This window comes from Kribbella sp. NPDC051936, assembly GCF_040680955.1.
GTDB lineage: Bacteria > Actinomycetota > Actinomycetes > Propionibacteriales > Kribbellaceae > Kribbella.
Window position 1 is genome coordinate 220,511 of the sequence record NZ_JBFAXS010000002.1, and the last position, 26,357, is coordinate 246,867.

25 protein-coding genes are annotated in these 26,357 nt (G+C 69.5%); 8 read left to right on the top strand and 17 right to left on the bottom strand.

Features of this window, described 5'->3' with window-relative positions:
• The first annotated feature begins 20 nt into the window (after positions 1-20).
• On the top strand, positions 21-902 hold the full coding sequence (locus AB0L64_RS06700; protein WP_363708487.1) for a LysR family transcriptional regulator: 882 nt from the start codon (positions 21-23) through the stop codon (positions 900-902).
• Here the strand turns inward: AB0L64_RS06700 and AB0L64_RS06705 are convergent.
• Positions 894-1,391 (bottom strand): DUF2505 domain-containing protein, encoded by a 498-nt coding sequence (locus AB0L64_RS06705; RefSeq protein ID WP_363708489.1) that lies wholly within the window; start codon positions 1,389-1,391, stop codon positions 894-896. The genes AB0L64_RS06700 and AB0L64_RS06705 overlap by 9 nt on opposite strands.
• 210 nt (positions 1,392-1,601) lie before the next feature.
• Between AB0L64_RS06705 and AB0L64_RS06710 the strand changes: the two genes are divergently transcribed.
• Positions 1,602-2,174, top strand: a complete 573-nt coding sequence (locus tag AB0L64_RS06710) for a sigma-70 family RNA polymerase sigma factor (protein WP_363708491.1) — start codon at positions 1,602-1,604, stop codon at positions 2,172-2,174.
• Here AB0L64_RS06710 and AB0L64_RS06715 read toward each other — a convergent pair whose 3' ends face one another.
• Entirely contained in the window at positions 2,175-2,633 is a 459-nt protein-coding gene (locus AB0L64_RS06715) for a hypothetical protein (RefSeq protein WP_363708493.1), read from the bottom strand.
• A gap of 185 nt (positions 2,634-2,818) precedes the next feature.
• Here AB0L64_RS06715 and AB0L64_RS06720 point away from each other — a divergent pair, with 185 nt between their 5' ends.
• The 3 genes from AB0L64_RS06720 to crcB (AB0L64_RS06730) all read left to right on the top strand — a co-directional run bounded on the left by AB0L64_RS06720 (position 2,819) and on the right by crcB (AB0L64_RS06730) (position 4,834).
• A complete protein-coding gene (locus tag AB0L64_RS06720) occupies positions 2,819-3,769 on the top strand; it encodes a hypothetical protein (RefSeq protein ID WP_363708495.1) in 951 nt (316 codons plus the stop codon).
• Positions 3,770-3,983: 214 nt separating this feature from the next.
• Positions 3,984-4,466 (top strand): fluoride efflux transporter CrcB, encoded by a 483-nt coding sequence (gene crcB / locus AB0L64_RS06725; RefSeq protein WP_363708497.1) that lies wholly within the window; start codon positions 3,984-3,986, stop codon positions 4,464-4,466.
• Entirely contained in the window at positions 4,463-4,834 is a 372-nt protein-coding gene (gene crcB, locus AB0L64_RS06730) for a fluoride efflux transporter CrcB (RefSeq protein ID WP_363708499.1), read from the top strand. Before crcB (AB0L64_RS06725) ends, crcB (AB0L64_RS06730) begins: the two co-directional genes overlap by 4 nt.
• On the opposite strand, the gene AB0L64_RS06735 is transcribed toward crcB (AB0L64_RS06730), so the two are convergent.
• Positions 4,831-5,400 (bottom strand): putative glycolipid-binding domain-containing protein, encoded by a 570-nt coding sequence (locus AB0L64_RS06735; protein WP_363708501.1) that lies wholly within the window; start codon positions 5,398-5,400, stop codon positions 4,831-4,833. The two genes, crcB (AB0L64_RS06730) and AB0L64_RS06735, sit on opposite strands and share 4 nt — an antisense overlap.
• 85 nt (positions 5,401-5,485) lie before the next feature.
• Between AB0L64_RS06735 and AB0L64_RS06740 the strand changes: the two genes are divergently transcribed.
• Positions 5,486-6,679, top strand: a complete 1,194-nt coding sequence (locus tag AB0L64_RS06740) for an MFS transporter (protein WP_363708503.1) — start codon at positions 5,486-5,488, stop codon at positions 6,677-6,679.
• 3 nt (positions 6,680-6,682) lie between these two features.
• Here the strand turns inward: AB0L64_RS06740 and AB0L64_RS06745 are convergent, their stop codons facing one another.
• Together AB0L64_RS06745 and AB0L64_RS06750 are read right to left on the bottom strand one after the other, a co-directional pair.
• On the bottom strand, positions 6,683-6,856 hold the full coding sequence (locus AB0L64_RS06745) for a CsbD family protein (protein ID WP_363708505.1): 174 nt from the start codon (positions 6,854-6,856) through the stop codon (positions 6,683-6,685).
• Positions 6,857-6,913: 57 nt separating this feature from the next.
• The gene (locus tag AB0L64_RS06750; protein ID WP_363708507.1) at positions 6,914-8,587 is read right to left on the bottom strand and encodes an alpha-amylase family protein; all 1,674 of its coding nucleotides are present in this window, start codon (positions 8,585-8,587) and stop codon (positions 6,914-6,916) included.
• Between the two features lie 155 nt (positions 8,588-8,742).
• Between AB0L64_RS06750 and AB0L64_RS06755 the strand changes: the two genes are divergently transcribed.
• On the top strand, positions 8,743-9,537 hold the full coding sequence (locus AB0L64_RS06755) for an NPP1 family protein (RefSeq protein WP_363708509.1): 795 nt from the start codon (positions 8,743-8,745) through the stop codon (positions 9,535-9,537).
• Between the two features lie 21 nt (positions 9,538-9,558).
• Here the strand turns inward: AB0L64_RS06755 and AB0L64_RS06760 are convergent, their stop codons facing one another.
• The 6 genes from AB0L64_RS06760 to AB0L64_RS06785 all read right to left on the bottom strand — a co-directional run bounded on the left by AB0L64_RS06760 (position 9,559) and on the right by AB0L64_RS06785 (position 17,465).
• Positions 9,559-10,182 (bottom strand): helix-turn-helix domain-containing protein, encoded by a 624-nt coding sequence (locus AB0L64_RS06760; protein WP_363708511.1) that lies wholly within the window; start codon positions 10,180-10,182, stop codon positions 9,559-9,561.
• Complete coding sequence (locus tag AB0L64_RS06765; protein ID WP_363708514.1) at positions 10,179-11,111, bottom strand: GTP-binding protein LepA; 933 nt, start codon at positions 11,109-11,111, stop codon at positions 10,179-10,181. Before AB0L64_RS06765 ends, AB0L64_RS06760 begins: the two co-directional genes overlap by 4 nt.
• Before the next feature lie 189 nt (positions 11,112-11,300).
• Positions 11,301-13,820 (bottom strand): X2-like carbohydrate binding domain-containing protein, encoded by a 2,520-nt coding sequence (locus AB0L64_RS06770; protein ID WP_363708516.1) that lies wholly within the window; start codon positions 13,818-13,820, stop codon positions 11,301-11,303.
• Positions 13,821-13,868: 48 nt separating this feature from the next.
• A complete protein-coding gene (locus tag AB0L64_RS06775; RefSeq protein WP_363708518.1) occupies positions 13,869-15,512 on the bottom strand; it encodes a carboxylesterase family protein in 1,644 nt (547 codons plus the stop codon).
• On the bottom strand, positions 15,509-15,979 hold the full coding sequence (locus AB0L64_RS06780; protein ID WP_363708520.1) for a hypothetical protein: 471 nt from the start codon (positions 15,977-15,979) through the stop codon (positions 15,509-15,511). The genes AB0L64_RS06775 and AB0L64_RS06780 overlap by 4 nt, the downstream gene beginning before the upstream one ends.
• Positions 15,980-16,085: 106 nt before the next feature.
• Positions 16,086-17,465: a glucose-6-phosphate dehydrogenase gene (locus AB0L64_RS06785; protein WP_363708522.1), complete on the bottom strand. Its 1,380-nt coding sequence runs from the start codon at positions 17,463-17,465 to the stop codon at positions 16,086-16,088.
• A 143-nt stretch (positions 17,466-17,608) separates the two neighbouring features.
• Here AB0L64_RS06785 and AB0L64_RS06790 point away from each other — a divergent pair, with 143 nt between their 5' ends.
• Positions 17,609-17,854, top strand: a complete 246-nt coding sequence (locus AB0L64_RS06790; RefSeq protein ID WP_363708524.1) for a hypothetical protein — start codon at positions 17,609-17,611, stop codon at positions 17,852-17,854.
• A gap of 165 nt (positions 17,855-18,019) precedes the next feature.
• On the opposite strand, the gene AB0L64_RS06795 is transcribed toward AB0L64_RS06790, so the two are convergent.
• The 6 genes from AB0L64_RS06795 to AB0L64_RS06820 all read right to left on the bottom strand — a co-directional run bounded on the left by AB0L64_RS06795 (position 18,020) and on the right by AB0L64_RS06820 (position 26,309).
• Positions 18,020-20,047 (bottom strand): AAA family ATPase, encoded by a 2,028-nt coding sequence (locus AB0L64_RS06795; RefSeq protein WP_363708526.1) that lies wholly within the window; start codon positions 20,045-20,047, stop codon positions 18,020-18,022.
• 119 nt (positions 20,048-20,166) lie between these two features.
• On the bottom strand, positions 20,167-20,562 hold the full coding sequence (locus AB0L64_RS06800) for an immunity protein YezG family protein (RefSeq protein WP_363708528.1): 396 nt from the start codon (positions 20,560-20,562) through the stop codon (positions 20,167-20,169).
• Positions 20,559-21,215: a DNA/RNA non-specific endonuclease gene (locus tag AB0L64_RS06805; protein WP_363708530.1), complete on the bottom strand. Its 657-nt coding sequence runs from the start codon at positions 21,213-21,215 to the stop codon at positions 20,559-20,561. The genes AB0L64_RS06800 and AB0L64_RS06805 overlap by 4 nt, the downstream gene beginning before the upstream one ends.
• A 25-nt stretch (positions 21,216-21,240) precedes the next feature.
• On the bottom strand, positions 21,241-23,982 hold the full coding sequence (locus AB0L64_RS06810) for an alkaline phosphatase family protein (protein WP_363708532.1): 2,742 nt from the start codon (positions 23,980-23,982) through the stop codon (positions 21,241-21,243).
• A 3-nt stretch (positions 23,983-23,985) separates the two neighbouring features.
• Positions 23,986-25,341 carry an ABC transporter permease gene (locus AB0L64_RS06815; protein WP_363708534.1) on the bottom strand — a complete coding sequence of 452 codons (1,356 nt, stop codon included), beginning with the start codon at positions 25,339-25,341 and terminating at the stop codon, positions 23,986-23,988.
• On the bottom strand, positions 25,341-26,309 hold the full coding sequence (locus AB0L64_RS06820) for an ABC transporter ATP-binding protein (RefSeq protein WP_363708536.1): 969 nt from the start codon (positions 26,307-26,309) through the stop codon (positions 25,341-25,343). Before AB0L64_RS06820 ends, AB0L64_RS06815 begins: the two co-directional genes overlap by 1 nt.
• Positions 26,310-26,357: the final 48 nt, after the last annotated feature.

The window sequence follows — 26,357 nt, forward strand, 5'->3', positions numbered from 1 at the left end:
CTCGTGATGACGGAAGGGTCATGATGGACCTGACGATGCTCCGCCAGTTCGCGGTCGTCGCCCGGCTCGAGCACCTCAGCCGCGCGGCCGACGAGCTCCACGTCGCGCAACCGTCATTGAGCCGCACGATCGCCCGGCTGGAGAACGAACTCGGTACGCCGTTGTTCGACCGGGCCGCGCGGCTCCGGCTCAATCCGGCCGGCGCACTGTTCCGCGGATACGTCGAGCGCGCGCTCGGTGAACTCGACGCCGGCCGCCGCGCGGTCGCGGAGGCGACCGCGCAGGGTTCGGGCAGCGTGCGGCTCGCGGCGGAGACCTTCCTCGCGCTCACCGAGCCGATAGCAGCCTTCAAGCGCGAGCACCCGTCCGTCGAGATCGAGCTTCAGCAGCTGTCCGCGGTGGACATGCCGCGCTCGTTGCGCGCCCAGGACGTCGACTTCTGCGTCGCGTCCCAGCCGGTGCCGAACGCCGGCCTGCAATCGGCGGTGCTGCTCGACGAGGCCGTGCTCGTGGTGACACCTCTCGACCATCCGCTGGCGAGCCGTCCGTCGGTGACGGTCGCGGACCTCGTCGACGAGCCGTTCGTCATCGCCCGCAAGGGGCACTGGCAGCGCCGCCTGCTCGACCGGTTGTTCGCCGAGACCGGCGCGACTCCGCGGATCGTGTGCGAGAGCGACGAGGCAGCCGCGATCCAGGAACTGATCCGCTCGGGTCTCGGCATCGGCTTCAACCCGGTCTTCGCCCGTCGCGCGATCCCGAGTTACCCGGTCGCGGCCGTACCGGTCGACCACCCGGAGTGCCGCCGTACGCTGACCCTGCTCTGGAACGCCGACGCGCACCTGTCCGCCGCGGCCGGACTCCTGCGCGCCGCGATCACGGGCTGGGACTGGGACTCAGAGTGAGCCCGACAGCCACGACCAGGCGACCTCGAACTTCTTCTCCAGCCGGGACCGGACCGCGTCCGCGACCAGTTGCTCGAGGCGCGCACCGACGACCGGGACCGACGCCGTCACCCGCAGGTCGAACGCCTGCGTCGTCCCGCGGCCTTCCGGCACGATTCGCGTCGTGCCGGTCAGTTTCACCGGCACCCCGGTCACCGCTCCGTCGACGTCGGCCTGTCGCGCCCCGTCGTTGTCGGGCCGGTGCCAGATCTTCGACTGCTCCAGCTGCAAGCTGTTCCCGACGAACCTCCGGGCCACCACCGGTACGTCGGCCAGTTGCGTCTGCCAGTGGAACTGCACCGCCAGGTCGTCGCCGTCGTCGCCCACCACCACGTCGTACGACTGCGCCCGGAGCCGCTGGAAAACCTGCTCCTGGAACGTGATGTCGGTGATCATCGCGAAGACCTCCTCCGGAGAGGCGTCGTACGACGTGGCGAGAGACAGATCCATGCGCCCATCTTGCACCGCCGGTGACCGACCGGTCAGCGCCCCTGCAGCTACCGGCCGCCCGCGCCGTCGGCAACTGTGCGGACAGGTGGTGACACGGTGAGCGACATTCGGTAACCTTTTCGTGATGTTCACGGCGTAGCTGACTGAGAACGGGGCTTAGGAAGCGCATGGCCATCAACCACTTCGCACCGGGCGGTGCGTAACCGGCACATGTCCACACACACCGCCGCTGTATCCAACGATGCCGACGACGAGGACGAACTGATCAGGCTCGCGCAAGCGGGCGACGGAGCAGCCTTCGGGCGGCTCTACGATCGGTACCTGCCGTCGATCTACCGCTACACCTACTCCAAGACCTCGTCGCGCAGTGCGGCCGAGGATCTGACCAGCGAGACGTTCCTGCGGGCGTTCCGCGCGATCGCCCGCCGGCCGCGGGCGCACCTGAACTTCGCGGCCTGGCTGGCGACCATCGCCCGGAACGTGGTGATCGACCATCACCGCTCCGGCTGGAGCCGGCTGGCGATCGTCACCGACGAGGTCGACCCGCAGATCGACGACGCCATCGGGCCCGAGCAGGCCGCGCTGGCGTCGGTGAGCGAGGCGTCGCTGCGCGGCGCACTCACCCACCTGCCCGACGACCAGCGCGAGTGCCTGCTGCTGCGGTTCTTCGCCGGCCTGTCGATCAGCGAGACCGCGGCCGCGATGGACCGCACCGACGGCGCCGTCAAACAACTGCAGTTCCGCGCCACCAATCGGCTGCGGCGCCTGCTGCAGGAAGGGTGATCACGACATTTCAGGCGTGGTGGCGAGCTCGATCAGGCGTTCGGCGACCTCGGCGCAGCGTTCCTCGGCGCGGCCACGGGCCGAGCCGGTGAAGCGCAGCCGCGCGGTCGCGGTCAGCGGATCGGCGCGGACCTCGATCAGCGCCCCGCCGGGCCGCGGCTGGACGTTCACCGAGATCCGGACCCAGCCGCCCAGACCGCTGCGCAGCCGGACGACCAGCTCGTGATCGGGCCGCCAGGTCTCGACGATCGCGACGACCAGCTGCCGGTTGTGGGCGTGGCGTGCGCGCGGCGCGCGGCCGTCGTCCCGCTGGATGACGCTGCCGGCCTGCGGCCAGTTCGCCGCGGCGCGGAGCTCCGGCGGTACGGCGATCATCCAGTCCGCGAACGTTGCCGGGTCACGGATCACGGTCATGACGGCGTCGACGTCGACGGCGCCGAACCGCCAGGCCATCACCATCGAATCCGCTTCCCCAGTCCACTTCGCGTGCGTACTCCCGTGTCTACCAGTACGCAGCGCCACCGGAGCCCGCGCAGCGCTGTCGCGGACGTCACATCGACGTCGAACTTTTCTCCCGCGGCCGGACTCCAACGCGGTACGACGGAGGCTGGGGTGCCTCCGCGTGAAGGGGAGGGACGATCCAGATGTTTCGAAAGACCGTAGGTCTGGCCTCGGCCGGCGTGCTCGCGCTCGGCCTGGGGGCGGCCATGATGCCGCAGGCGCAGGCCGGGCCGGCCGCACAGTCCGCAGCCGCCGGCACGACGGCGACCACCGCGGCATGTTCGCTGCGGCTCGGCTCAGTGACGTCGACCGGCGCGTTCACCAGCAGGATGATCAACGCCACCGCGCCGATCACGATCGGCGGCGTCCGCGGCACCGCCGGGGTGTTCGGGGCGAACCAGGTCCAGAAGATCAGCACGTTCACCGGCACGCCGGTCGGCACCAACGGCGAGGCGCGGACCGGCCTCACCGTGATGGGCGGCGCGCTGTACTCCAGCTCGTTCGTCGTCGACGGCCAGAGCCAGCTCGACCCGCACTACCCGCACAACAACCTCCGGATCGGCGGCGGCTGGTCCAACTACCGCTGGATCGAGCAGTCCATCCTGCAGCCGTCGGACGCCGGACAGCCGGCCCGCAAGCTGCTGTACGGCCAGCGCACCGACGGCACCACGCACCGCTGGATCTCGGACGGCTCCGCCTGGCGCGTCAATGCCGGCGCCGGCGGACTCAGCACCGTCAAGGGCATCGCGCTGATCGGCCGCACCGCGACCTCGGAGACGTTCCTGGCCAACACCCGCACCGGCACGCTGGTCACGGTCACCTGGCCGACGAAGTACATGTCCGGCCCGACCAGCCGGGTCGTCCGCGGCTCGACCTGGCAGGGCTTCGAGCAGCTGATCGCGACCAAGTGCGGCGCGACCGGCACGCTGCTGCTCGGCATCGACCGGGACACCAGATCCGGCTATCTGTACGCCGTTGGTCACGCCAACGGAACGAGCACCGTCATCAAGGGTCTGGGCAAGGTCCCGCTGACCTTCTCCGGCCCGCAGTACTTCCGGATCGCCCCGAAGTACGACGTCCTCAACGGCGGCTGACCTGTCACCCGAACGCCGCCCTCCGGCTCCGGCCGGGGGCGGCGTTCCCGTGGACCGCTGAGCCGGCCGGTGGCGGCGGCAGCTATGCTGGTGCGAGTTCGACCGGCGGTGGGGCTCGCCGGATCCAACTGTCGCCGTCCGGCGGCCAACAGTCCCTACCCGAGGAACCTCGTGGCGCCGCGCCGCGAGGTCGATTCCGGTAGGAGGACTGTCTGTGCAGCAGCACCCCGTCAACCCCTTGCCCAAGGGGCCGGTCGACCCTGACGTCGACCTGCGGATCGACGGCCGCGCCGGGCGCGCGCACGACCCGCTGGTCCTCGGCGCGATCGCGGCCGGCGGAGCGATCGGCGCGTCGGCCCGGTACCTGATCGGGCTCGGCTGGCCCACGCCGGCGGGCGGGTTCCCGATCAGCACGCTGATCATCAACGTGGTCGGCTGCGGCCTGATCGGGATCCTGATGGTGATGGTGTCCGACGTCTTCACCCGGCAACGCCTGCTGCGCCCCTTCCTCGGCACGGGCGTCCTCGGCGGGTTCACCACGTTCTCGACGTACGCCGTCGACATCCAGCGACTCGTCACGGCCGGCCACGCCGCGAACGCGCTGCTCTACCTCACGGTGACGGTCGCCGGCGCGCTGCTCGCGGTGTGGGCGACCGTGTCCGCGACCCGGGCGCTGATCACCTGGAGGACCCGATGACGCGGCTGCTGCTCGTGATCGCCGGCGGCCTGGTCGGCGCACCGCTGCGGTACGTCGCCGACCGTGCTGTCCAGGCCCGGCACGACTCGTTGTTCCCGTGGGGCACGTTCAGCGTGAACGTCCTTGGATCCCTCGTCCTGGGGTTCCTGACCGGCGCGGCGGCGGCCCTCCCCCACGACCTCCAGCTGCTCGTCGGCACCGGCTTCTGCGGCGCGCTGACGACGTACTCGACGTTCTCCTACGAGACCATCCGCCTCTACGAGGACCGGGCACGGTTCCTCGCGATCGCCAACGTGACCGCGAGCATCGTCGCCGGCCTCGGCAGCGTGTTCCTGGGTGTGGCCGTCAGCGAAGCGATCTGGGGTTAGCGGTCCCGGGTCGCGATCCCCGGGTAGTCCACCACCAACCCGGACCCGTCGAACACCAACTCGCACTCGAAGCCGAACGTCGCGGACTCGTAGTGGAAGACGTGCCGGTCCGGGGCCGAGCTGGTGAGTGTGTAGCACTGCTCGAGCCGCACGACGCTCAGGTCGTCGGCCCGGACGAACGCCGCCGGTACGTCGAAGGTCGCGCCGGGGACGAACGCGAGCCGGTGGACGGGCAGCGTGTTCGTGACCGCCGACGACTCGAAGTCCACGTCCCGGCAGCCGTCGAGATCCGGCCGGGCGACACCGTCGACGCTCCAGCGGTCCTCCGCCGAGCGGGTCAGCACGACCTGATGATCACCGGTCACGGTCGAGTTCGCCGCGTGCACGGACTCGGTCGCCCAGTCCGCGCCGACGGTGATCTCGTACCCGACGTACCAGGTCGAGTCGTCCTCGCGAGCCGACGTCCGGCCGCGCAACCGGCCTGGCTCCGCGAACAGCACCTCGAAACCGACCCGGGCGTCACGGTGCGTCCACGAGGCAGCGGCGGGCAGGGCGCGCAGGTCCATGTCCAGACTTTATCGGGACATGATGAACTTACCCGGTGACTGTCCTCACCGGCACGGTGCGCCTCGCTGTCCGAGGCATGGAGTGATGCTCGACCGGTCCGAGTCCGCGCTGGGAATCGTCCTCCGATCACGGTTCTACCGTTCGGCGTTCCTGTCCCTGCTGATCGCCGGTGTCGGTCTCTCGGCCGCGACCCCGCAACTGACGCTCTTCCTGGTGCGGGAACTGCACACACCGCTGCCTGTCGCCGGTCTGTACTACGTGACGAACCTGGCCGCTCCGGTCGCCGGGTTCCTGGTCGGGCGATGGTCGGACCGCACTCAGGACCGGCTGCTGTGGTTCCGAATCTGCTCGGTGGTCGGCGCGCTCGGCTGGGCCGCGATGGCGTCGGCGACGGCGGTCTGGATGCCGTTCGTGATCAGTGCGCTCGCGTTGAGCGTGGCCGGCGGCTCGATGGCACAGCTGTTCGCGGCCTGCCGTGACGAGTTGAGCCGGCACCCGACCAGGGCCGAGAACCGGGTCGTCGCGATGGTCCGGATGGCGTTCACCACCGGCTGGATCCTGGGTCCGGTGTTCGGCAGCTGGTTCGGCGGCGTCTTCGGCCTGCGTACATTGCTGATGGCAACAGCTGTCTGCGTGTTCGCACAGGTGATCCCGCTCGGCCGGCAACGCGTCGAGCGGTACGACGACCCCGACGCGGATGCACCGTCCGAGCGCCGGCGGATCGACCACATGATGCCGCTGCTGGCCTTCACCGCGGTCTGTGTGCTGGCGATGACCGGCGACACCATCAAGTTCGGGTACCTGCCGATCTACATGGCCGAGCAGTTACACGTGTCGGACTCGGTGCGGGGTGCGGTCATCGGCATCCAGCCACTGCTCGAACTCCTGCTGCTGCCCGTCGTGGCGCGGCTCGCCGACCGGTACGGCGCGATCCGTGCCATGACGGCGGGCGCCGTCCTCGGACTGGCCGGGAACCTCGCCTACGCCCTCAGTACGTCGGTCGTCGGCTTGTTCGTCGGCCAGGCGCTGACCGCCGGGTTGTGGGCGTGTGTCGGCGCCCTCGGCGTCTCGATCGCCCAACGGCTGTACCCCGAGGGCGTGGGGACCGCGTCCGGAATCTTCTTGAGCGCGATCCCCCTCGGCTCCGCGATCGGCGGGACCATCGGCGGCGTCGGCGTGGCCGCGATCGGCCTGCCGCACGTGTTCTTCATCCCGGCCTGCCTGACCGCCCTGGCGATCGTCGCCTTCATCGCCCTCGGCAACCGCGAGGAGAGCTGACCGTCAGTCCTTGAAGGCGTCCTTGACCTTCTCGCCGGCCTGCTTCAGATTCGCCTTCGACTTCTCGGCCTGCCCTTTGGCCTGCAGGTCGCGGTTGTCGGTGGCGTCGCCGGTCGCTTCCTTCGCCTTGCCCTTGGCGGCCTCGGCCGCGTTCTCGAGCTTGTCCTTGTTGCCCATCGTCGTCTCCCCTTCCTTGCGTACCAGCAGCCGGTACCCGCGCCGTACCCCCGCGAATCACACGAGATACCGATCCCCCGGGCGCACGATCCGCAGCCAGCGGCACCCGTACGGGGCGAGGTCGAGCGACAACACGCCGTCGTCACCGACGCTCTGCGTACCGGTGGCGAGCAGGTCGACCGCCCGCAGGCCCAGGCCGTTGCCCGCGACGGCCAGGTCGACCCGGGCGGCGTCCGGCGCGAAGTTGTGCACGGCAACGATCGTGCCGTCCTCGTGGTCCGAGCGGTGGGCGAACACCGACCGCACGCCGCTGTCGAGGATCGTGCACGTGCCCCAGGACAACTCGGGAGACTCGCGGTACCGCTGGATCAGGAGCTTCATCCAGCTGAACAGCGAGTCGGGATCGCGCCGCTGGGCCGCGACGTTCACCTTGTCCGGGCCCAGCTCGCCCTCGACCATCGGCGCCGGCAACTGCGACGGGTCGGCGGTCGAGAACCCGCCGTTGGCATCGGCCGTCCACTGCATCGGCGTCCGGACCGCGTGCCGGTCCTCGGCGGCGAGGTTCTCCCCCATGCCGATCTCCTCGCCGTAGAACAGCACCGGCGTACCAGGTAGCGAGAACAACAGGCTGTAGACCATCCGGAGCCGGTCCTGGTCGTTGTCCAGCATCGGCGGCAGCCGGCGCCGCAGCCCGCGGCCGTAGAGCTGCATGTTCTCGTCCGGGCCGAACGCGTCGAACACTTCCTGCCGCTCGGCGTCGGACAGCTTGTCGAGGGTCAGCTCGTCGTGATTGCGGACGAACGTCCCCCACTGCGCTTCCTCCGGCGGATCGGGCCGCTCCCGCAGCGCCTTCACCAGCTCGGCCGGGTCGTTGCGGGCCAGCGACAGGTAGAGCCGCTGCATCCCGATGAAGTCGAAACACATGGTCAGCTCGTCGCCGTCCTCGTCGCCGAAGAACCGCCGTACGTCGGGATACGACAGGTTGACCTCGCCGAGCAGCATCGCCTGCCCGCGTCGGCGATGCAGGAACGCGCACAGGTCCCGGAGGAAGTCGTGCGGATCGGGCAACCCGGCCGCGTCCTCGGCACCGGCTGTGTCGAGCAGGAACGGCACCGCGTCCACCCGGAACCCGGACAGCCCCAGCTCCGACCAGAAGCCGACCACCCGCTCGATCTCCTCGCGCACCTCGCGATTCGCGATGTCGAGATCCGGCTGGAACTTCCGGAACTGGTGCAGGTAGTACTGTCCCGCCTCCTCGTCGTACTGCCAGAGGCTGGTCTCCTGGCCGGGGAACACGATGCCCTTGTCCGCGTCCGGCGGCGGCTCGTCGCGCCACACGTACCAGCCGCGGTACGGCGACTCGCGCGACGCCCGCGCGCTGCGGAACCACGGGTGCTGGTCCGAGGTGTGGTTGACGACCAGATCGGCGATCACCCGGATGCCGCGGTCCTGCGCCAGCGTGATCAGCTCGACCAGGTCGCCGTGGGTTCCGAGCCGCTGGTCGACGCCGTAGAAGTCGCTGATGTCGTAGCCGTCGTCGCGATCCGGCGTCGGGTAGAACGGCATCAGCCACAGGCAGGTGACCCCGAGTTCGGCCAGGTGGTCGATCCGTTGGCACACCCCGCGCAGGTCACCCCGCCCGTCGCCGTCGGTGTCGAAGAAGGTCTCGACGTCGAGGCAGTAGATCACCGCGTTCTTCCACCAGACGTCGGCGGTTTCCGTCAGGCGCATGCCCCGCCGGTACCCGGCGCCCGGCGGCGTACACGCCCCACCGCGGCAGGTGTCGTTCCCGCTCTGTCCATCTGAGGTCTAGGCGGAAGCGGCCGGTTCCTGCCATCCTCGTCTCGTTCCTTTCCGCCCTGAATTAAGTTTCGAAGGAGCACTCGATGCAGGATTCCGCCCCACCCCGCCGCGGCGCGCGCAGGACGCTCGGCGTCGTCCTCGGCACCCTCGCGCTGACGATCACCTCGGCCGCGCTGGCCTACGCCGCCCCGCCGCCGCACCTGCCGCAGAACGCCGGCGGCTACGAGCAGTCGTTCTCACCGGCGTACGACTACGACACCGACGGCTGCTACGCGGTCCCCGCGATCGGCGCCGACGGCACCCTCAACCCCGGCCTCAACCCGACCGGCGCGGTGAACGGCAACTGCCGTGACCAGTCCGACCTCGACAACTCGCAGACCTACGCCCGCTCGAAGTGCAACAACGGCTGGTGCGCGATCGTGTACGCCAGCTACTTCGAGAAGGACCAGGCGGTCCCCGGCAGCAGCCTCGGCGGGCACCGGCACGACTGGGAGCACGTGATCTCCTGGGTGAACCAGTCGACCAACCAGGTCGAGTACGTGACCACGACACAGCACTCGAGCCAGGTCACCTACAGCCGCTCGCAGGTCCGGTTCGACGGCTCCCACCCGAAGGTCGTTTACCACAAGGACGGCGCCAGCACGCACTTCTTCCGGCTCGCCAACAGCAACGACGAACCGCCGGAGAACCACTACCACGACTGGCGGTACCCGCCGCTCGTCGACTGGAACGGCTACCCCAGCACGGCGCTGCGGGACACGCTGATGACCGCCGACTTCGGCTCGGCGACGATCAAGATCACCGACAAGGACGACCGGTTCCGCAATCTGCTGAACGCTTCCAAGCCGTCCGGGATCCCGTTCGACCCCTGGGCCTGACCGTCCGGCCGGCGTGCGCGCTCAGTCCCGGGCGCGCACGCCCCCGGTCAGCGACTCCGCGATCAGGTCGATCATCGCCGCGTGCCGCTTGACGGCCGTGTCGGCCTGCCCGAGCGCGACCGTGTCGAGGAAGACCCGGGAGACCACCAGCTCCGCGGCTGTCCGCACCCGGTCCCGGTCCGCCACGACGTCGTCGGCACCGGCCAGGACGTCGGCGATAGTGTCGGTCGCCTCGGCGAACAGCTCGGCCGCCCGGGACGCGATCTCCGGCCGCCCCTGCGCCTCACGGAACACGATGATCCGCGCGGCGCGGTCGTTCTCCAGCTCCTCGGCCATCGCGGCGACCATCGCACGCAAGCGCCGCCGTACGGTCCGGCCGCGGGCCGCGGACCGCAGCACCTCGCTCGGCGCCGGGCGCTCCTGGACCACCGCGAGCAGCAGGTCGAGCTTGGTCGCGAAGTGGTAGAACACCAGCCCCGACGGTATGCCGGCCTCGGCGGCGATCCGGGCCGTCGAGGTCGCGTCGTACCCGTGCTCGGCGAACAGGCGCTCGGCGGTCTCGATGATCAGCTGCCGCTTCGACGGCCGCCCTGGGTGGCGGCCCGGGTGGCGTGTGCTGTGGCGCGCGTGCGCGTGCGTGGTCATGAGCCTGCTGGTTGGGCCGCGGGCCAGACCTCGCCTTTCCGCTCGGCAGCGAGCACGGCGGCCCGCTTCAGGGACTTGAAGACGTAGTCCGGCACCCGCAGCCCGCGGCGATGTGCCCACATCAGCTCGTGCTCGGCGCGCCCGACCTGCCGCGCGTACTCCCGCAGCTCCGCCTCGCCGCCGTCAGTCATCCTCAGCGCGTCCATCACGTCTCCGAAATCGGCCACCTGTCGCTTGTTGTAGGCACCGACTACTTCGAACGTACGCTTCCGCAGCCCGCGCGTCAGCCATTTCTGCCAGCCCGACAGCTGGTCCCACAGCTGCTGCGCGGCCATCTGGTAGTACGCGAAGTGCCCCGGCTCCTGGCGGCGGATCGGCGCGATCACGGTGGCCGCGACGGCCCGCTCGCCGAGCTCGACGAGCCCGGCGTGCAGCTTGTTGTAGGCAAGGACCGCGGACCGCTCGGTGGCCAGTCCGGTCAGGTAGTAGAGCATCCGGCTGATGTCCTGCACACCCGGCACCCGGCCGAGCGCGCCGAGGAACTTCAGGCTGAACGAGACGTCGGTCAGGTTCGGGACGTGCGGGTTCACGCCGAGCAGATCCTGCAGCTTGTCGAGGATCTGCCCGTGGCGGGTCTCCTGCGGCATCCAGACGTCGGCGTAGAAGTGCTGGTCGACCTCGGGCGGATCGGGAAGCAGGATGTTCAGCTCGAGCACGTTACGCTCGACCTCGAGCTCGACCCGGGTCATGTAGGCCAGCACGGACCCGAACCGCTCGGCCAGCAGGCCGGGCTTCTTCATCGAGTAGTCCACGCTGCCGAGCGGAATCGGCGGGTGCTCCTCGCCCAGCCGGTCGACGTGATCGGCGAGCCGGGAGTCCTCCCGCCGGCGACCTCGCCGGCGCGGAACGGTCAGATCGCTCAACGACATAAGGCGGCACCTCGCTCGTCCGTCGGGGATGCCAACGTGATCCCCCAAGGCAAGGCTAACAAAGTAACTGACTGATCAGTCAGTCAGAGCATCATCCGGTTCTGTGAGCCCGGCAACACGACGGCGGGCGGCGGTCCAGGGGACCACCGCCCGCCGAAGGCGTTGTATTACTGGGCAATCTATTCTGAGCTACTTGGCGAGGCTGTAGCGGATCGTGTCGTTGCGGAGCACGTCGCCGTTCACCTTGACGATGCGGACGACGTGTTGCGCGTTCCGCAGACCGGTCGCGGTGAACACCGTCCGGTTCGTCACCCGGGCGTCGTTGTGCAGGTTCACCCGGCGGACCAGCTTGCCGTCGACGTACACGTCCGCGTCGCCCTGGTCCGGGGCGAGCGCCGTACTCCACTCCACTCCGGTGCCGGTGAAGGTCAGGCTGACCGCCGCACCGTCGGCCTTGGCGGCGTGGATGTCGTCGCGGTAGTCGCCACGGAACCGGACGTCGAGCGCCGCACTGCCGACCGGCAGCGTCGCCAGGTACGCCTTGCCGATCGTCACCGTGTTCCCGTTGACCGTGTAGTCGGTGCCCTTCACCAGGTCCTTGCCCGCATTCGCGATGCCGTCCAGTTCGCCCGGGTCACGCCCGAGCTGGACGCTGACGTCGGCCGGCGCGAACTTGTCGAACGTCGCGGTGTCCGGGGTGAGCAGGCTCTCCTGCCGGATGTTCAGCTTGTCGAGCAGCATGAACTGGCCGGACTTCTTCACGGCGCGGATCGTGTGGCTGCCGTTCGGCAGGTCCGAGATGCTGTACACGACCTGCTGGGGTTTGTTGTGTCCTTGGGCCGGATCCAGGTACGTGCTCACGGTCTGCTTGAACTCGCCGTCGATGTAGATGTCGACGTCGCCCTGTCCCGGATCGGTCTCGGTGACGTAGTCGACGCCGTTGCCGACGAAGCTGTACGAGAACGAGTCGCCGTTCCCCTCCGTCCACTGCACGTCGTCCTGGTAGTCCCCGAGTCCACGACCGCCGCTGTAGTTCCAATTGCCGGTGTAGACGATCTGCGAGTTGTTGTTGTTGATCTCGACCGTCCGGGTGCCGACGTCCGCCGTGGTGGTCGCCTGCGACTCGGAGTCGGCCGTCGGTGCCAGCTTCTTCTCCAGCGCACCTTCCGGCGCGACCGCGCGCGGGGCGGCGGCGGACGAGTCCGACACATTGACGGTCAGGGCCTGCGAGACCGCGGGGACCTCGTAGTTGCCGTTGCGCTGCCACGCACCGTCGTACGTGACCCGCGCGTCGTCGTCGTTGACGGAGATCGCCGCGCCCTTCTGCGGCGTGACCTTCAGCAGCCGGACGCCGTGGATCGGGACGTCCTTCGCGGTGTAGCCGGAGGCGAACGTGCTGAGGTCCGTGCGGGCCCACAGGTCACGCACCTTCGCGGCGCCGTTCAGGCCGAGGTCGGCGAAGTTCACGGTCATGTCGGCGTCGGTCTGACCGAGGTTGAACAGGGCAACGGTGTACGAGCTGTCCGGGTTGAGCGCGAACCACGTCTGACGATTCGTCTTCATGGACAGCGGGTGCGCCGGACGGCCGGCCTGGTTGACCGCGATCACCTCGCGGTTGGTCAGCAGTTCGAGACCGTACGAGTCCAGCCTGGTCATGTCGTTGCCGATGTACATCGGCGCCGCGGACACCGCCCACAGTGTGGCCGCCGTCCGGCGTTCGTCCTTGGTGAGGCCGTCCATCTGGCCGTTGCCGACGTCGAGCGAGTCGAGGTCGTTCCAGCCGCCCGGACCCGCGTGCCGCCACCATTCGGCGAGCTTCGGGAACAGCCGGTTGATGTTCGGCCAGGCGGTCAGCGCCGTTCCCGTGCAGTAGCACTCGACGTCCCACTCGATCCGCCAGCCGTTGGCGTACTGCTTCCAGGTGTCGGCGTAGTTGATGTCCAGCGCCCAGGACAGCTCGAGCCAGATGTTGTGCCGCTTCAGCGCCTGCGACCACGCCTTCACGTCGTCGCGGGCGTCCACGGACAGGTCACTGATGCCCGAGCCCGGGGTCACGCTGTCGAACTTGAGGAAGTCCAGGCCCCAGGAGCCGAACAGGTCGGCGATCGAGTCGATGTACTTCTGCGCACACGGCTTCGAGAAGTCGATGCGGTAGCCGATCCCCCAGTAGTCGCCCTTCTGCAGCGGCAGCACCGGAAGATCACCGGTCGTGCACCCCGGGGCGTTGTAGATCGGCAGCTTGGCGTCGATGACGGCCTTGCTGATGCCGGGGATCGTGTACAGGCCGACCTTCTGGCCGTTGGCGTGGATGTGGTCGATGACCGCCTGCAGGCCGTTCGGGTAGAGCTTGGTGCTCGGCTTCGGCCGGCCGTACTCGTCGATGCCGTCGTTCCAGCCGGCGTCGATGTTGAGGTACTCGTACCCGTACGGCTGCAGCTTCGCGTGCATCGCGTCGGACTGGGCGATCAGCTGATCCGCCGTGATCCAGCTGCCGCCGTTCGGGTTGTAGACCTGCATGCTGTAACTGCTCCAGCCCATGTAGGGCCGGACAGCCTTGTCCCCCGCGGGTCCGGGAAGGACCGTCGCGGTGGTGGCGGCGGTGGTGGCCGGTGCTGCTGTCGACGTACTCGAACCTGCCGGCAGCAGCCCGGCGACCACGAGCGCCGCAACCGCGGCACGTAGCACCCTGCTCCGAACGGACATGGTCATGGCGGTGACCTCTCTGAGAGAACCGAATCGGATAGGATATTGGAACTATTACTTAACCTTGTCAAGATTCTGTGCGAAACTCGCACAGTGATGACGGGCCGCGAAGTCCGTCGAGACCTGTGCTGCCGGGAGCTCCAGCGACAGGACCTTGCCCTGGTGGGCGTACGACGGCCAGGGCGCCGACGGCGTCGACGGGTTGCCGGTCGACGCGAACCTGACCCAGGCCGCGCGCATCGAGTCCGCCAGCGCGGTCTGCTCGGCGTTCAGCGCGACCGGGAAGGGCGCGTTCGGCAGGTCGAACAGGTACCACATCTCCGAGCCGTGCGTGGCCACGTCGAGCAGACCTGCCGGGGCGAAGAGGAAGGGGGCGGTGTCGTCGTTGAACTCGTAGCCGTACGTCGGGACGCGGCTCGCGGTCGCGGTGTTCACCTGATCGACGCCGCAGGAGAAGGTCGCGTCGCCGATCAAGGTGCCGAACGCCTTGTCAGGCGTCGGGTAAGCCGGCAGCGGATAGTCCTTGGCGATCGCCGCGGCTTGGGCAGGTGAGACGCGCAGTGCGGAGGCGATGTTCGACTCGTAGTTGTCCGCCGTGACGGGGCTGGTGTACGCGACGTTGTAGCCGCGGCTGACCACGCGGCCGCCCAGCGTGAACAAGGCCTCTTCGTCGTGGTTGCTGCCGTTCAGGATCGCGACGTTGTTGAATCGCCCGGCCCTGAGTGCCGTACCGATGGACTCCTTCAGCACCGCGCCGTCGACCACACCCGGGATCGTGGCGCTCGCTGCGTCGACGTTGTCGACCAGCGCCTGCACCGGAACGTTGCGCAGGCACTCCGCCGACTGGTCCGCGCAGCCGACCTTCGTCGCGAACTCCTTGCCGGACGCCTCCGCCTTCGCCAGCGGCTCCTGCTCGAGCGCGAACGCGCCGCTCTCCACAATCGCGCGCTGGAACAGGCCCTTCGAGCTGCTGGACGTGACGTGCGCGAGCACCGACAGGCCGCCCGCCGACTCACCGGCGATCGTGATGTTGTGCGGGTCGCCGCCGAACCGGCCGATGTTGCGCTGCACCCAGCGCAGCGCCGCCTGCTGGTCCATCAGTCCGTAGTTGCCGGCCGCGCCTCGCGAGGCCAGCGCCGGGTGGGCGAGGAAGCCCAAGGCGCCGAGCCGGTAGTTGACGGTCACGACGACCGCACCGGCCTTCGCGAGCTTCGTGCCGTCGTAGTTCGAGCCGCTGTCGCCGGTCAGGCCGCCGCCGTGGATCCAGACCAGCACCGGCTTCTTGACGGCCGGGTGCAGCGCCGGCGTCGTGACGTTCAGGAACAGGCAGTCCTCGAGGAGCGCGGCACCGGGTGGGGCGACGACGCTCGGCGCCTGCGGACAGCTCGCGCCGTACGTCGTGGCGTCGCGGACGCCGAGCCACGCGGCCGCCGGCTGCGGCGGGCGCCACCGCAGGTTCCCGGTCGGCGCGGCAGCGTACGGCAGGCCGCGGAACGAGGACGTGCCGTCGACGGACCGGCCGCGGACAAGACCCTTGTCGGTGGCAACCAACGGGCTGGTGTCGGCGCTGGACGTCGTGCCGGCTGTGGAGCTGGCGTCGGCTGCGCCCGCGGCGGTCAGTGCACCGGCGCCGACCGCCAGCGTCGCGGCCGCGGCGGCGAGCAGGACGCGCGGTCGGCGGGAAGGGATGATTCTCATGCTTCGGATACCCCGTCTGTGAGCGGAACGTGGCGGGCCTCGATGGCCCGGAGGGTGTTGGTGAACGCCTTGCCCAGGACCTGCCGGCCGACCAGCGCGAACAGGGCGCCGACCAGGCGGCCCTTCAGGTTCTTGCCGTCCCGCACCACGACCGCGTCGATCGTGGTCGTGCCGTCCGCACGCTCCGTGAGCGTGTAGGTATGGCCCGACGCCCCACCCCAGTGACTGGAGTCGGTCGTCGTCAGGACGATGTGCCGCGGGTCGGACCAGTCGTAGCTCAGTCGCTCCCACACACCGCCGCCACCCTCGGTGACATCGGCGTACCCAGGTCCCTGGCTGTGGACCCGGAGGTAGTCGTCGTGGCTGTTGGCGAAGAGTTCCGCGCGGCCCGGCCCGAAGTCGGTCAGCCCCGCGACGAACTGCTCAGGCTTCAGCGTGGTGACCGCGCTGAAGTGGATGGTGGTCATGGATCCGTTCCTTGCTCGAGAGTGAATCGCTACTGCCTTCACTCTCGGGCCGGACGCCCACCCGTCGCCCCAGGGTAAGTCCCTGGTCCGGTGCCTGCCGGGGCCGCTAGGCGGCGGACTCCCGCTCCGCCTGCCAGTCGGCCGGTCCGTCGGAGCCGGCCGCGTACTCCTCCAGGGGCACCTCGCCGGCACGCCAGGCGGCCAGCACGGGCTCCACGATCTCCCAGCACCGCTCGGCCACGTCACCGCGCACCGACAGCAGCGGGTCGGCGCGCAGGATGCCGTTCAGCACCTCGCCGTACGGGAGCACCGCCGACGACGGCAGCGTCGCGTCCAGGAAGACCTGGCCCATCGTGTACGGGCCGTCGACGCCGAGCGCCGGGACGGACAGGGACAGCTCGCCGGGGTTCAGGCCGATCCGCAGCGTCTCGCCGTCGCGGCCGCCGTGCAGACCCGACGGCAGATGCCGCAGGGGCTTGAACTTGACGACGATCTCCTTGCGGGCCGCGCCGAGCGCCTTGCCCGACCGCAGCGTGAACGGGACGCCGGCCCACCGGTTCGTGCCGACCTCGACGGTCACCTCGGCCAGCGTCTCGGTCTCCCGGGCCCGGTCGACGCCCGCTTCGTCGGCGTACGACGGAACCACGCGACCGTCCGCGACACCCGCGGTGTACCGCGCCCGGCGGCTCGCCTCGAGCGCGGAGCCGCCGTACAGATGCGTACTGCGGAGCGCGCGGGCCATCTCGCTGCGCACCTCGACGGCGTCCATCGTGGCCGGGGCGTCCATCGCCAGCAGGGCGAGGACGAGCAGCAGGTGGCTCTGGATCATGTCCACGAGCGCGCCCGCGTTGTCGTAGTACTGGGCGCGGCCCTCGAGTCCGAGGGTCTCGTCGTACACGATCTCGACGCTCTCGATGTGCTCCGCGTTCCACACCGGCTCGAACAGCCGGTTGGCGAAGCGCAGGCCGATCAGGTTCAGCACGGCGGTGCGGCCGAGGAAATGGTCGACGCGGTGCACGTTCTCCTCGGGGACGAGGTCGCCGACGAGCTTGTTGAGCGCGGCGGCGGACGCGGCGTCGGTGCCGAACGGCTTCTCGAACGCCAGCTCGGTGCCCTCGGGGAGATCGGCCTCCTGCAGCTTCGCGACGATCTCGGTCGTCACGGCCGGCGGCAGCGAGAAGTACAGCACCGGGGCCGGACCGGCGAGCTCCAGCAGGGTGCGCAGGTGGCCGGCGTCGGTCGGGTCACCGGCGACGTACTGCGTGGTCGCCAGGGTGCCGGCCGCGGCGGGACTCAGCTCGGTCCCGAAGGCGGAGCGGACGCGGTCGGTCCACTCGTCGGCGGCGAGCGGCGAGCGGCCGGTGCCGATGATCCGCACGCTCGAGGCGCGCGGTCCGGCAAGCAGACTGCCCAGGCCCGGCAGCAGCAACCGGGAACTCAGGTCGCCGCTGGCACCGAAGATGACGACGGTTCGTTGACTTGACACGGACACACTCAACCACGAGAGCGGGAACCGCATTCCCTACCCGGCAGTTGTCTCGCGGTTCGGGTACGGCGTGTCCGGGAGGGCCCGGCGTCGCCATCAGGTACTCCATCTGGCGCGGATGGACTACGTCGTAGGCGAACTTCGTGTCCGCCGAGAACACCGCGAACCGCTCGTTGAAGGCGTTGCTCTCGAAGCCGATGCCCTTGCGGAGCCCGCGCTGCCCGACGCTCAGCTGCGGCATCCGGACCGGCAGCTGGAACCCCAGGATCGGCTCGGAGTGGTGGTCGACCACGGTCCGGGTCTGCGAGTTGCCGTTGCTGTCGGTGTACGACTCGGTGTGCGACGTCTTCCAGTGGTGCTGGAACGCGACGAAGCTCCAGCCGCGCTGACGGATCGACCCGATGTACCGCTGCCGGCGGACGAGCGCGACGATCCCCCAGACGATCGCGGCCACCACCAGCAGCAGCAGCGCGATCACCATCAGGACGACCAGTCCGCTCACTTCCACTCCCCCGATCCGTCCCGGCTGCTTGCACGACAGCGCCGCGACGGGATCAGGCCAGGGCCTCCGGCAGCGGTTCGGCGTGGACGATCTGCAGGCGGCTGACGGCCCGCGTGAGGACGACGTACAGGCGGTGCAGGCCGCGGGGCTCGGCTGCGACGATGTGCGCCGGCTCGGCGACGATGACCGCGTCGAACTCCAGGCCCTTGGCCAGCGTGGCCGGCACGCACACCAGTCGCACGGTGTCGATCTCGTCGTCGGTCTCACCGAGCATCGCGGTCTCGAGCCCGGCGGCGACGATGGCGTCCCGCAGTCCGCCGACCTGGTCGTCCGCCGCGATCAGCGCGACCGAGCCCTCACCGGCGAGCGCCGCACGGCACTCGGCGACGACCTGCCCGGCGAACGTCGACGCGTCGGCCGTCACGATGCTCAGCGCGTCGGCGACCGTCCGGACGCCGCTCGGGGTGCCGAGCGTCGGCGCGATCTGGGGCAGCAGCTTCGCCGCGAAGTTGATGATCTGGGCCGGCACCCGGAACCCGCGATCGAGCTCGGCCACCATGCCGTCGCTCTTGCCCAGGTGACCGAGCACCCGGTCCCACGGCCCGGCCGCCCACGGCGTCGTCGCCTGCGCGAGATCGCCGAGCACCGTCGCCGATCCCGTCCGGCAGCGCCGGCCGAGCGCCCGCAACTGCATCGCCGACAGGTCCTGCGCCTCGTCGAGGACCAGATGCCCGAGAGACCCGGTCCGCCGCTCGATCAGGTCTTCCAGCTCGTCGAGCAGGACAGTGTCCGCGAACGACCACTTCGCCGACTTCCACGAGCGCGGCGGCTTCGCCCACAACAACGCCGTCCGTTCCTCGTCCGTCAGGTCCGGGGCCGCGGCCGCCAGGAAGTCGGCGTCCGAGAGGAGGCGGTGCAGGATCTGCTCCGGGACGACGCGGGGCCAGACCGCGTCGAGGACGTCCTTCACCGGCTTGGAACGCGCGACCGCGTTCTGCACCCGGTCGTCGGGCGACTCGGCGCGCTCCTCCATCCGGACCAGGACGACGTGCGCGATCCGCTGCGCGAGAGCGTTCCGGCCGGGCGCGTACCGGGTCGACTCGCGCAGGTCCGACACGATGTCGACGACCTCGTAGTCGTGCACCCGGTAGCGCCGGGATCCCTTGCTGTACAGGACTCCTTCGGTCGGCGTACCGACGTACGACCAGAGAGCGCGCCGCAGCACGCTGGACATCCGCGCGTCGCCCTTCAGGGCCTCGGCGCCCGGTTCGTCCGTCGCGGCGGTGGGGCGGGTGAGCAGCTCGTCGATCGTGATCTGCCGGACGTCGACCTCGCCCAGCGCGGGCAGGACCTTGCGGATGTACGACAGGAACGACCGGTTCGGTCCGACGATCACGACACCGCCGCGGCCGAGCCGGTCGCGCTCGGTGTAGAGCAGGTAGGCGACGCGGTGCAGGCCGACCGCGGTCTTCCCGGTGCCGGGCGCACCCTGCACGCACACGCTCGGGTGCAGCGGCGCCCGGACCAGGTCGTCCTGCTCGGGCTGGATGGTGGCCACGATGTCGCGCATCGGACCGGTGCGGGGGCGCTCGATCTCGGCGCGCAGGAAGGCGTCGGCCTGATCCACCTCGACGACGCCCGTCAGCGGCTCGTCCTCGAAGCCGGTCAGCTCGGCGTGATCGGAGAATCCGTAGCGGCGCCGCATCAGCACCCGCCGCCGGTCGCTCTGGGTCGCGCGGTAGAAGGGCACCGAGACCGGCGCGCGCCAGTCGATCACGAGCGGGACGCCGGTGCCGTCGTGGACGTGGCGGCGGCCGATGTAGATCTGGTCCAGGTCCTCGATCGTGCCGTGCTCGTAGTCGAGCCGGCCGAAGAAGAGCGGGACGTCGGGCAGGTCGAGGAGCGCGTGGGTGCGCATCTCCTTCGCCCGCTGGTTGGCCTCGTTGGTGAAGCGTTCGTCGTTGTCCTCGCCGCCGATCACCTGCACCTCACGGTCCACGACTTCGGCGTACATACCGCGCAGGGCGGTGCGAGCTTGGGAGAGATAGGCGCGTTCGGCCGCTAATTCCGGTTCGACCATCGTCGATGAGCCTCGAATCGTGAGCTGGGTCCCGCCCCGGAGCAGATCCATCCGGTTCGATTCGATCCCGAAAAGACAGACCGGCGACGCTACCAGCCCCACCAGAGCGCCGCTACTGATTAATCCGAGGAGGCTTGTCGCATCCAGGGCGGGGTGTTCTCCGGGGCCCTGGGGAACTCGGCGAGGTCAGCCGGGTAGATGCCTTCGTCGACAGGGATCGACCAGGCCGGCTGGTTGTCGTAGTCGAAGTCCGTGGCGAAATGCCCGTCGGCGGTCACGCTCACCCGCGCGGTCAGCCACGCGCCCTTGCCCGGCTGGTACATCACGCGCCGCAGCTCCTCGAACCGGTCCTCGAGATCGTCCGGCAACGGATCCAGCTGCGCGCCGTCGACCTCGGCGTCGAGTTCGGCGTACGAGGTGGTCGTCCGGTAGACCGCGCCGACCTCGCGCCACCCGGCGGGCAACTCCGCGACGAGCGCGCGGGCGATCGTGTCGATGATCTCGATCTCGCTCATCCCGCTCCCCGGGCCGTCGGCTTGGTCTCCCTGAAGATACGCCGGGGCGACCGTTCACCCTGATGACGGTCGACCACCGTCCGGCTGGACGGGCGGCGCGTCGTACCGTTCGGGTGCTTGACGTCGATCGCGGCATGCACCTGGACACCGGCGACGCGCATCGCCTGCCAGGTCTGTTCCATCCGGCGCCAGTTCTCGCTGCCCTTGACGGCGCGGTTCTGCTCCTGCGACTGCGCGGTCAGGTTGACCGACTCCCCCGGCCCGTCGAACACCGTGGCGAACAGGTGCCCACCGTCGTCGGTCCGCTGCCGGTCGGGGACCCCGGCCTCCCGCTGCGCCTCGACGTTGCGGCGCTCGTCGTTCTCCGCCGTGGGCAGCCAGCCGAGCCAGCCCTCGGCGTGCGACACCCGGCCGTGGTCGTCGGTGACGTACAGGTAGCGCTGGTCGACGATGTACACGGCCGACGCCGCGGGCTCCATCAGCCTGCCGTTCCAGTCGCCGACGTGCCCGGACTCCTCCTTGTGCACGGGCAGCCGGGCGTACTTGTCCGGCACCACCGGTACGTCGTCCGGGCCGTAACCGACCGCGCGGACGTCGGCCGGATCGGCGGGTTGCTCGATCCTGACCGACGCCCGCGACGGTCGTTCAGTCATGCGCTCTTTCTACCGGCCGAGGGTGTCAGCCGTCGTTCTCGGCGGCCGGGATCACCGCGCCGGGAACGTTCTGCGGCGCGAAGATCTGGGCCTCACCCGGGTAGGGCAGGGACCAGCTGTGCGCCTCGTACCAGTTGTAGTGGTTCATCTGTGCGGGGTTCGCGAAGTCGGCCCGGGCGTTCGGGCCGGTGGTGCGCTGCTGGTCCTTCCACGCCGACCACTGCGCCGCCATCGACTCCGTGCCGGCCGGCACGGACACCGTCGGCGCCGCGGCGACGGTCGGGTTCTGCGCCGCCGGCACGTCGACACCGCACGGCGGCGGGGTCTTCAGGCCATCGGTCAGCGGCACCCGGTTCGGCAGCACGCTGAACGGCGTGAAGTCGGGCTTGCTGGTGAAGGCGCCGAACATCGGGGTGGCCGCGGTGTCCTTCTGGTTCATCGGCTTCATCCCGAGGATCTGCTCGATGGTGCGGATCATCGTGATCTGCGTGTAGTAGTGGCTGTCCACCGCACCGTGCTGTGCGTACGGGCTGATGATCTGGATCGGCGCCCGGTGCCCGTCGACGTGGTCGAGACCGGCCTGCGAGTCGTCCTCGACGACGAAGATCGCCGAGTCCTTCCAGTACTTGCTGTGGGTGATCTCGTCGACGATCCGCCCCGTGGCCAGGTCGTTGTCCGCGACCTGCGCCGGACCGTTGGCCGGACCACCGGTGTGGTCGTTCGACAGCCAGAACATGTTCAGGTTCGCCGGGCCGTTCTTGCGGAAGTCCTTGCGCCAGATCTCGGCCTTGTAGATGTCCGGGACGCTGGTGTCGAACTGCGGGAAGCCCTGCACCGACACGTCGTTCAGTGACGGGATCGCCGAACCGGTCGTGATCGGGTACTTGGTGTCCGCCCCGGTCGCGATCATGTTCTTGGTGTCGCAGTAGTAGTTCTGCCAGGTGCCGTCGGCCGGCTTCTGCTCGATCGACAGGAACTCGCCGAAGTTCTTCACCGACTTGCCGGCCGCCTGCACGCCGGTCCAGAGGAACCCGCTCTTCTGGTGGCCGAGGGCGTCGTTCTCGGTGTCGTAGCTGCGCAGGTACTCACCGGCCGAGGACTCGGTGTACTCCGGGTTGTCGGCCTGCATCAGCCAGTTGTGACCCTCGGCGGAGTTCGTGCCGATGTCGTAGGTGTTGTCGTACAGCCCGAACTGCTTGGCGAGCGCGTGCTGGTTCGGCGTGACGTTCTCGCCGTACTGCGCCAGCGCCGGGTTGCCGTTGCCCTCCGGGATGTCGCCGTACACCTGGTCGTACGTCCGGTTCTCCTTGACGATCAGGAACACGTGCTTGATCGTCGACGGGTCCCCGAGCTTCGCCGGGACCGGCACCGGGTTGCGGTGCCCCTGGTCGGTCGCGACCTGGGCCGAACCGTTCGTCCAGCCGTTCTGCTCGAAGACCGTCTGCGTGGACTTCTTGATCGCGTGGTCGTCGGGCAGCTGGAACCTGGTCAGGCTCGAGGTGGTGTCGTGCGTGCTGTGGCCGGCGGCCGTGGTCTCCCGGCGGGCGTCCACACCGCGGGTGTTCGACACGACGATGTCCTTGCCGACCTGCGCGAGCTCGGCCGGGAAGTAGTCGGTCGGCAGCAGGCCGACGTAGCTGACCGGCTCGAGCGGGTTGCGGTACTTGTAGACGGCGACCGCGTTCGCACGGCCGAGCGACACCAGCAGGTGGCCGTCGTCGGTCAGCGTCACACCGTCCGGCTCGTAGCCGATCGACGCCTCGGTCCACGGCTGCGTGGCGATGGTCTGGGTGACCTTGCCGCGCTTGGCGTCGATCACCGACACCGAGTTGGTCGCGGTGTTCGTGACGAACACGGCGCCGTTCTTGGCGTAGATCGCCGTCGGGTGCAGGCCGACGTCGATGCCGGCCGGTGCGGCCGACGGGTTCGCCAGGTCGATCACGCTGACGGTACCGGTGGTGGTGATCGCGTTCCGGTTGGAGACGACCTGGGTGCCGTACGAGTTGATCGTCGTGTCACCGGCCTTGGCCGGGCGCCCGCCCTCGTTGCTCACGTACAGCTTGTCGCCGACCAGCACCATGTCGCGGGGCGCGTTGCCGGTCGCCCACGTCTGCTTGATCGCACCGGTGGCGGTGTCGATCGCAACAACCTTGTTCTGGCCGTTCACCGCGGAGTAGACCGTCGAACTGTCCGCCGAGAACACCGCCTCGGAGGCCAGTGCGCGCTTGCTGCCGTCGGCCGGGATCGCGACGAACGTCGGGTTCGCCAGCGTGCCGTCCGGATTCACGGTGAACTTCCGGTAGCCGTCGGCCTGGCCGAGCCAGACCTGCGAGCCGTCCGGCGAGTACGTCGGTCCCTCCTGGCCGACGTCGTTGCCGGGGATCTTCAGGTCCGCGGCGGCGTTGTTGCCGATGTACTGCTGGACCTTCCAGTTCTTCAGGTCGACGATCGCCATCGCCATCCCGCCGTCGGTCACGGAGGCAGCCAGGTGGCTGCCGTCCGGACTGACGGTGGACGACATGATCTTGCCCTTCTGGAGGACGAGCCGGTCGCCGATCGGCTTGATGTACTGGTCGGCGGAGACGACCTGGCCCTTGTCGGTCACCTGCCCGACCTGGTCGTGACCGAAGCCGGTCGTCGAGGCGACAGCGGTGCCGGCGAGCGTCACCGCGACGGCCGTGGTGCCCGCCGTCAGCAGTGGTACTCTGCGCCGGAGGGGGCTCGACGAACCTTTGTCGTCACGCCTGCGGCGGCGTGTTACCTGCATGGGTTATCCCTTCGGGTTGACAGGTAGCAGTTCGATATTGCCGTCGAACTGCCACAGGGGGTTCGGTTCGTCCCCGGACGGGGTGCGGACCAGGAAGAAGCCGTTCACTTCTTTCGGTCCGTCCCCGTCGGCCACGTACCGACCGAGTGGGTTGATGTCGAGCTGGTAGATCGCCGAGCCGGCCGCGGCCACTCCGGGGATGTGCCAGCTGACGACGCAGCGCCAGTCGTTGCCGGGTCCGCGCGCCGCGACCTGGTCGCCGCCCTTGGTGCATTCGGCCGCGGCCTGCAGCTGCTCCTCGCTGACGTCGGCGCGGTTCAGCTGCTTGGTCTGCAACCGGTAGAGGTGCGCGAACTCGACCGCGACCGCACGCTGCACCTTGTCCTGGTCGATGCCCGATCCGAAGCCGGTCACCGGAGCGACCGCCGCCGTCGTCACACCGAGCAGGACGACGAGGGGCAGCAGACCGGCCGTCAGCGCGCGCCGGCCCGATCCGTCGTGCGTCGGGTTGGTGAAATCACGGCGTACGAAGAGGAAGTACGCGAGACCGGTCGCGACCAGAGCCCAGGCGAGGCTGACGATCACTCCGATCAGCAGCGGGCCGAGCTGCGCCGGGCTGGTGAACAGGCCGTTCCAGCTGATGAACGCGTAACCGGGCAGCGCGAGACGGAAGGCCACCGGCACCGGAAGCTGCTGGACGATCTGCATGGCGAGCGCGACGACGGCCGGGAGCAGCAGACCCATCGGCGACCGGCCGAGCGCGACCGACCCGAGCAGGCCGATCGCCGCAAGCGCCAGGGTCGGCGCGAGCGCGCACAACCAGGCGAGGAAGACGGTGCCGGCCGCGCTGCCCGGTGAGAGCAGGTGGCCGTCGAGGCCGGTCAGCTGCCGGTTGCCGACGACCAGCAGACCGCTGATCGTGCTCGACACGACCAGACCGATCACGAGCACGAGGATCACGGTGAGACTCGACAGCGCCTTCGCGACGAAGATCCGGCGCGGCGAGCGGACCGCGACCAGTAGATGCCGCCAGGTGCCGAGCCGGTCCTCGGCGGCGAACACGTCACCGGCGATCAGCGACGTCAGCAGCGGCAGCGCCCAGGAGCCGGAAAAGCCCAGCAGGACAAGGGGTCCGGCCCATCCGGTGCTGTGCATCCAGCGACCGAACAACGTGTCGACCGGCAGCGAGGCCTGCTGGCTGACCACGGCGACGAACAGCGCGGGCGCCAGCCAGCACGCGATGATCAGCACGCGAACGCGCCACTGCGTCAGCAGTTTGACCAGCTCGAACCGGTAGCCGCGAACGACGGGAACTCGACGGACCGCGGAGGTCTCGGGGGCAGCCACGGTGGCTGTCATCAGTTGGTCTCCTGCTGCTCGGTGAGGGCGAGGAACGCGGCCTCGAGGGGCGACACCACCGGCGCGAGCTCGCGGACCGCGATGTCGTCGCCGACCAGTCGCTTCACGAACTCGTCCAGCGCCGGCACGGACGCCGAGATCACCAGCACCTCGACGCCGTCGTGTACGGCGTCCTGTGCGGTGTCCTGTGCGGTGTCCTGTACGGCGTCCTGGTCGCGGAGCCGGATGCCCCGCGCGTCGGCGGCATGGCGACGGGCAGCCGCCGGGTCGGAGGTGCGGACCCGGTAGTCGAGTTCGCTGTTCTCCGAGGCCAGCTTGCTGATCGGGCCCGAGAACGCGACGCGTCCGGTCGAAAGGATCGTCACCTCGGAGCAGAGCGCCTCGACGTCGTCCATGCGGTGGCTCGACAGCATCACCGCGGTTCCGTTGGCAGCGAGCCGGGTGAGGACGCCGTACACATGCTTCTTGCCGGCTGGGTCGAGACCGTTCGACGGCTCGTCGAGGATGAGGAGCCGCGGCTTGGTGAGCAGTGCCGCGGCCAGGCCGAGGCGCTGGCGCATGCCGAGCGAGAAACCGCGGACCCGGTCGTCGGCCACGTCGGTCAGCCCGACTTGGTCGATCGCGTCGTCGATGTCCATCGTGGTGTCACCGCGAAGGGCTGCCAGGGCGGCCAGGTTCTGCCGGGCGGTCATCGAGGGGTACAGGCCGGGGCCGTCGACGAAGCCGGCGACGCCCTCGGGAACGGCGAGGGCGCGGCCGACCGGCGTACCCAGGATCTCCAGCGTGCCGCGGTCGGGGACGGCGAGGCCGAGCAGCAGCCCGAGCAGCGTGGTCTTTCCGGCTCCGTTGGGTCCGACCAGCCCGTGGATCTGGCCGGGGGCGACGTCGAGATCTACACCGTCGAGCGCAACGACCTCACCGAAGTACTTGGCGAGGTCGCGGGCACGGACAGTGGGCGGGGCGTCCATGGTTAATACATTAGAAAGCAATGTACGGTGAAGTGAAGACCGAAAGTT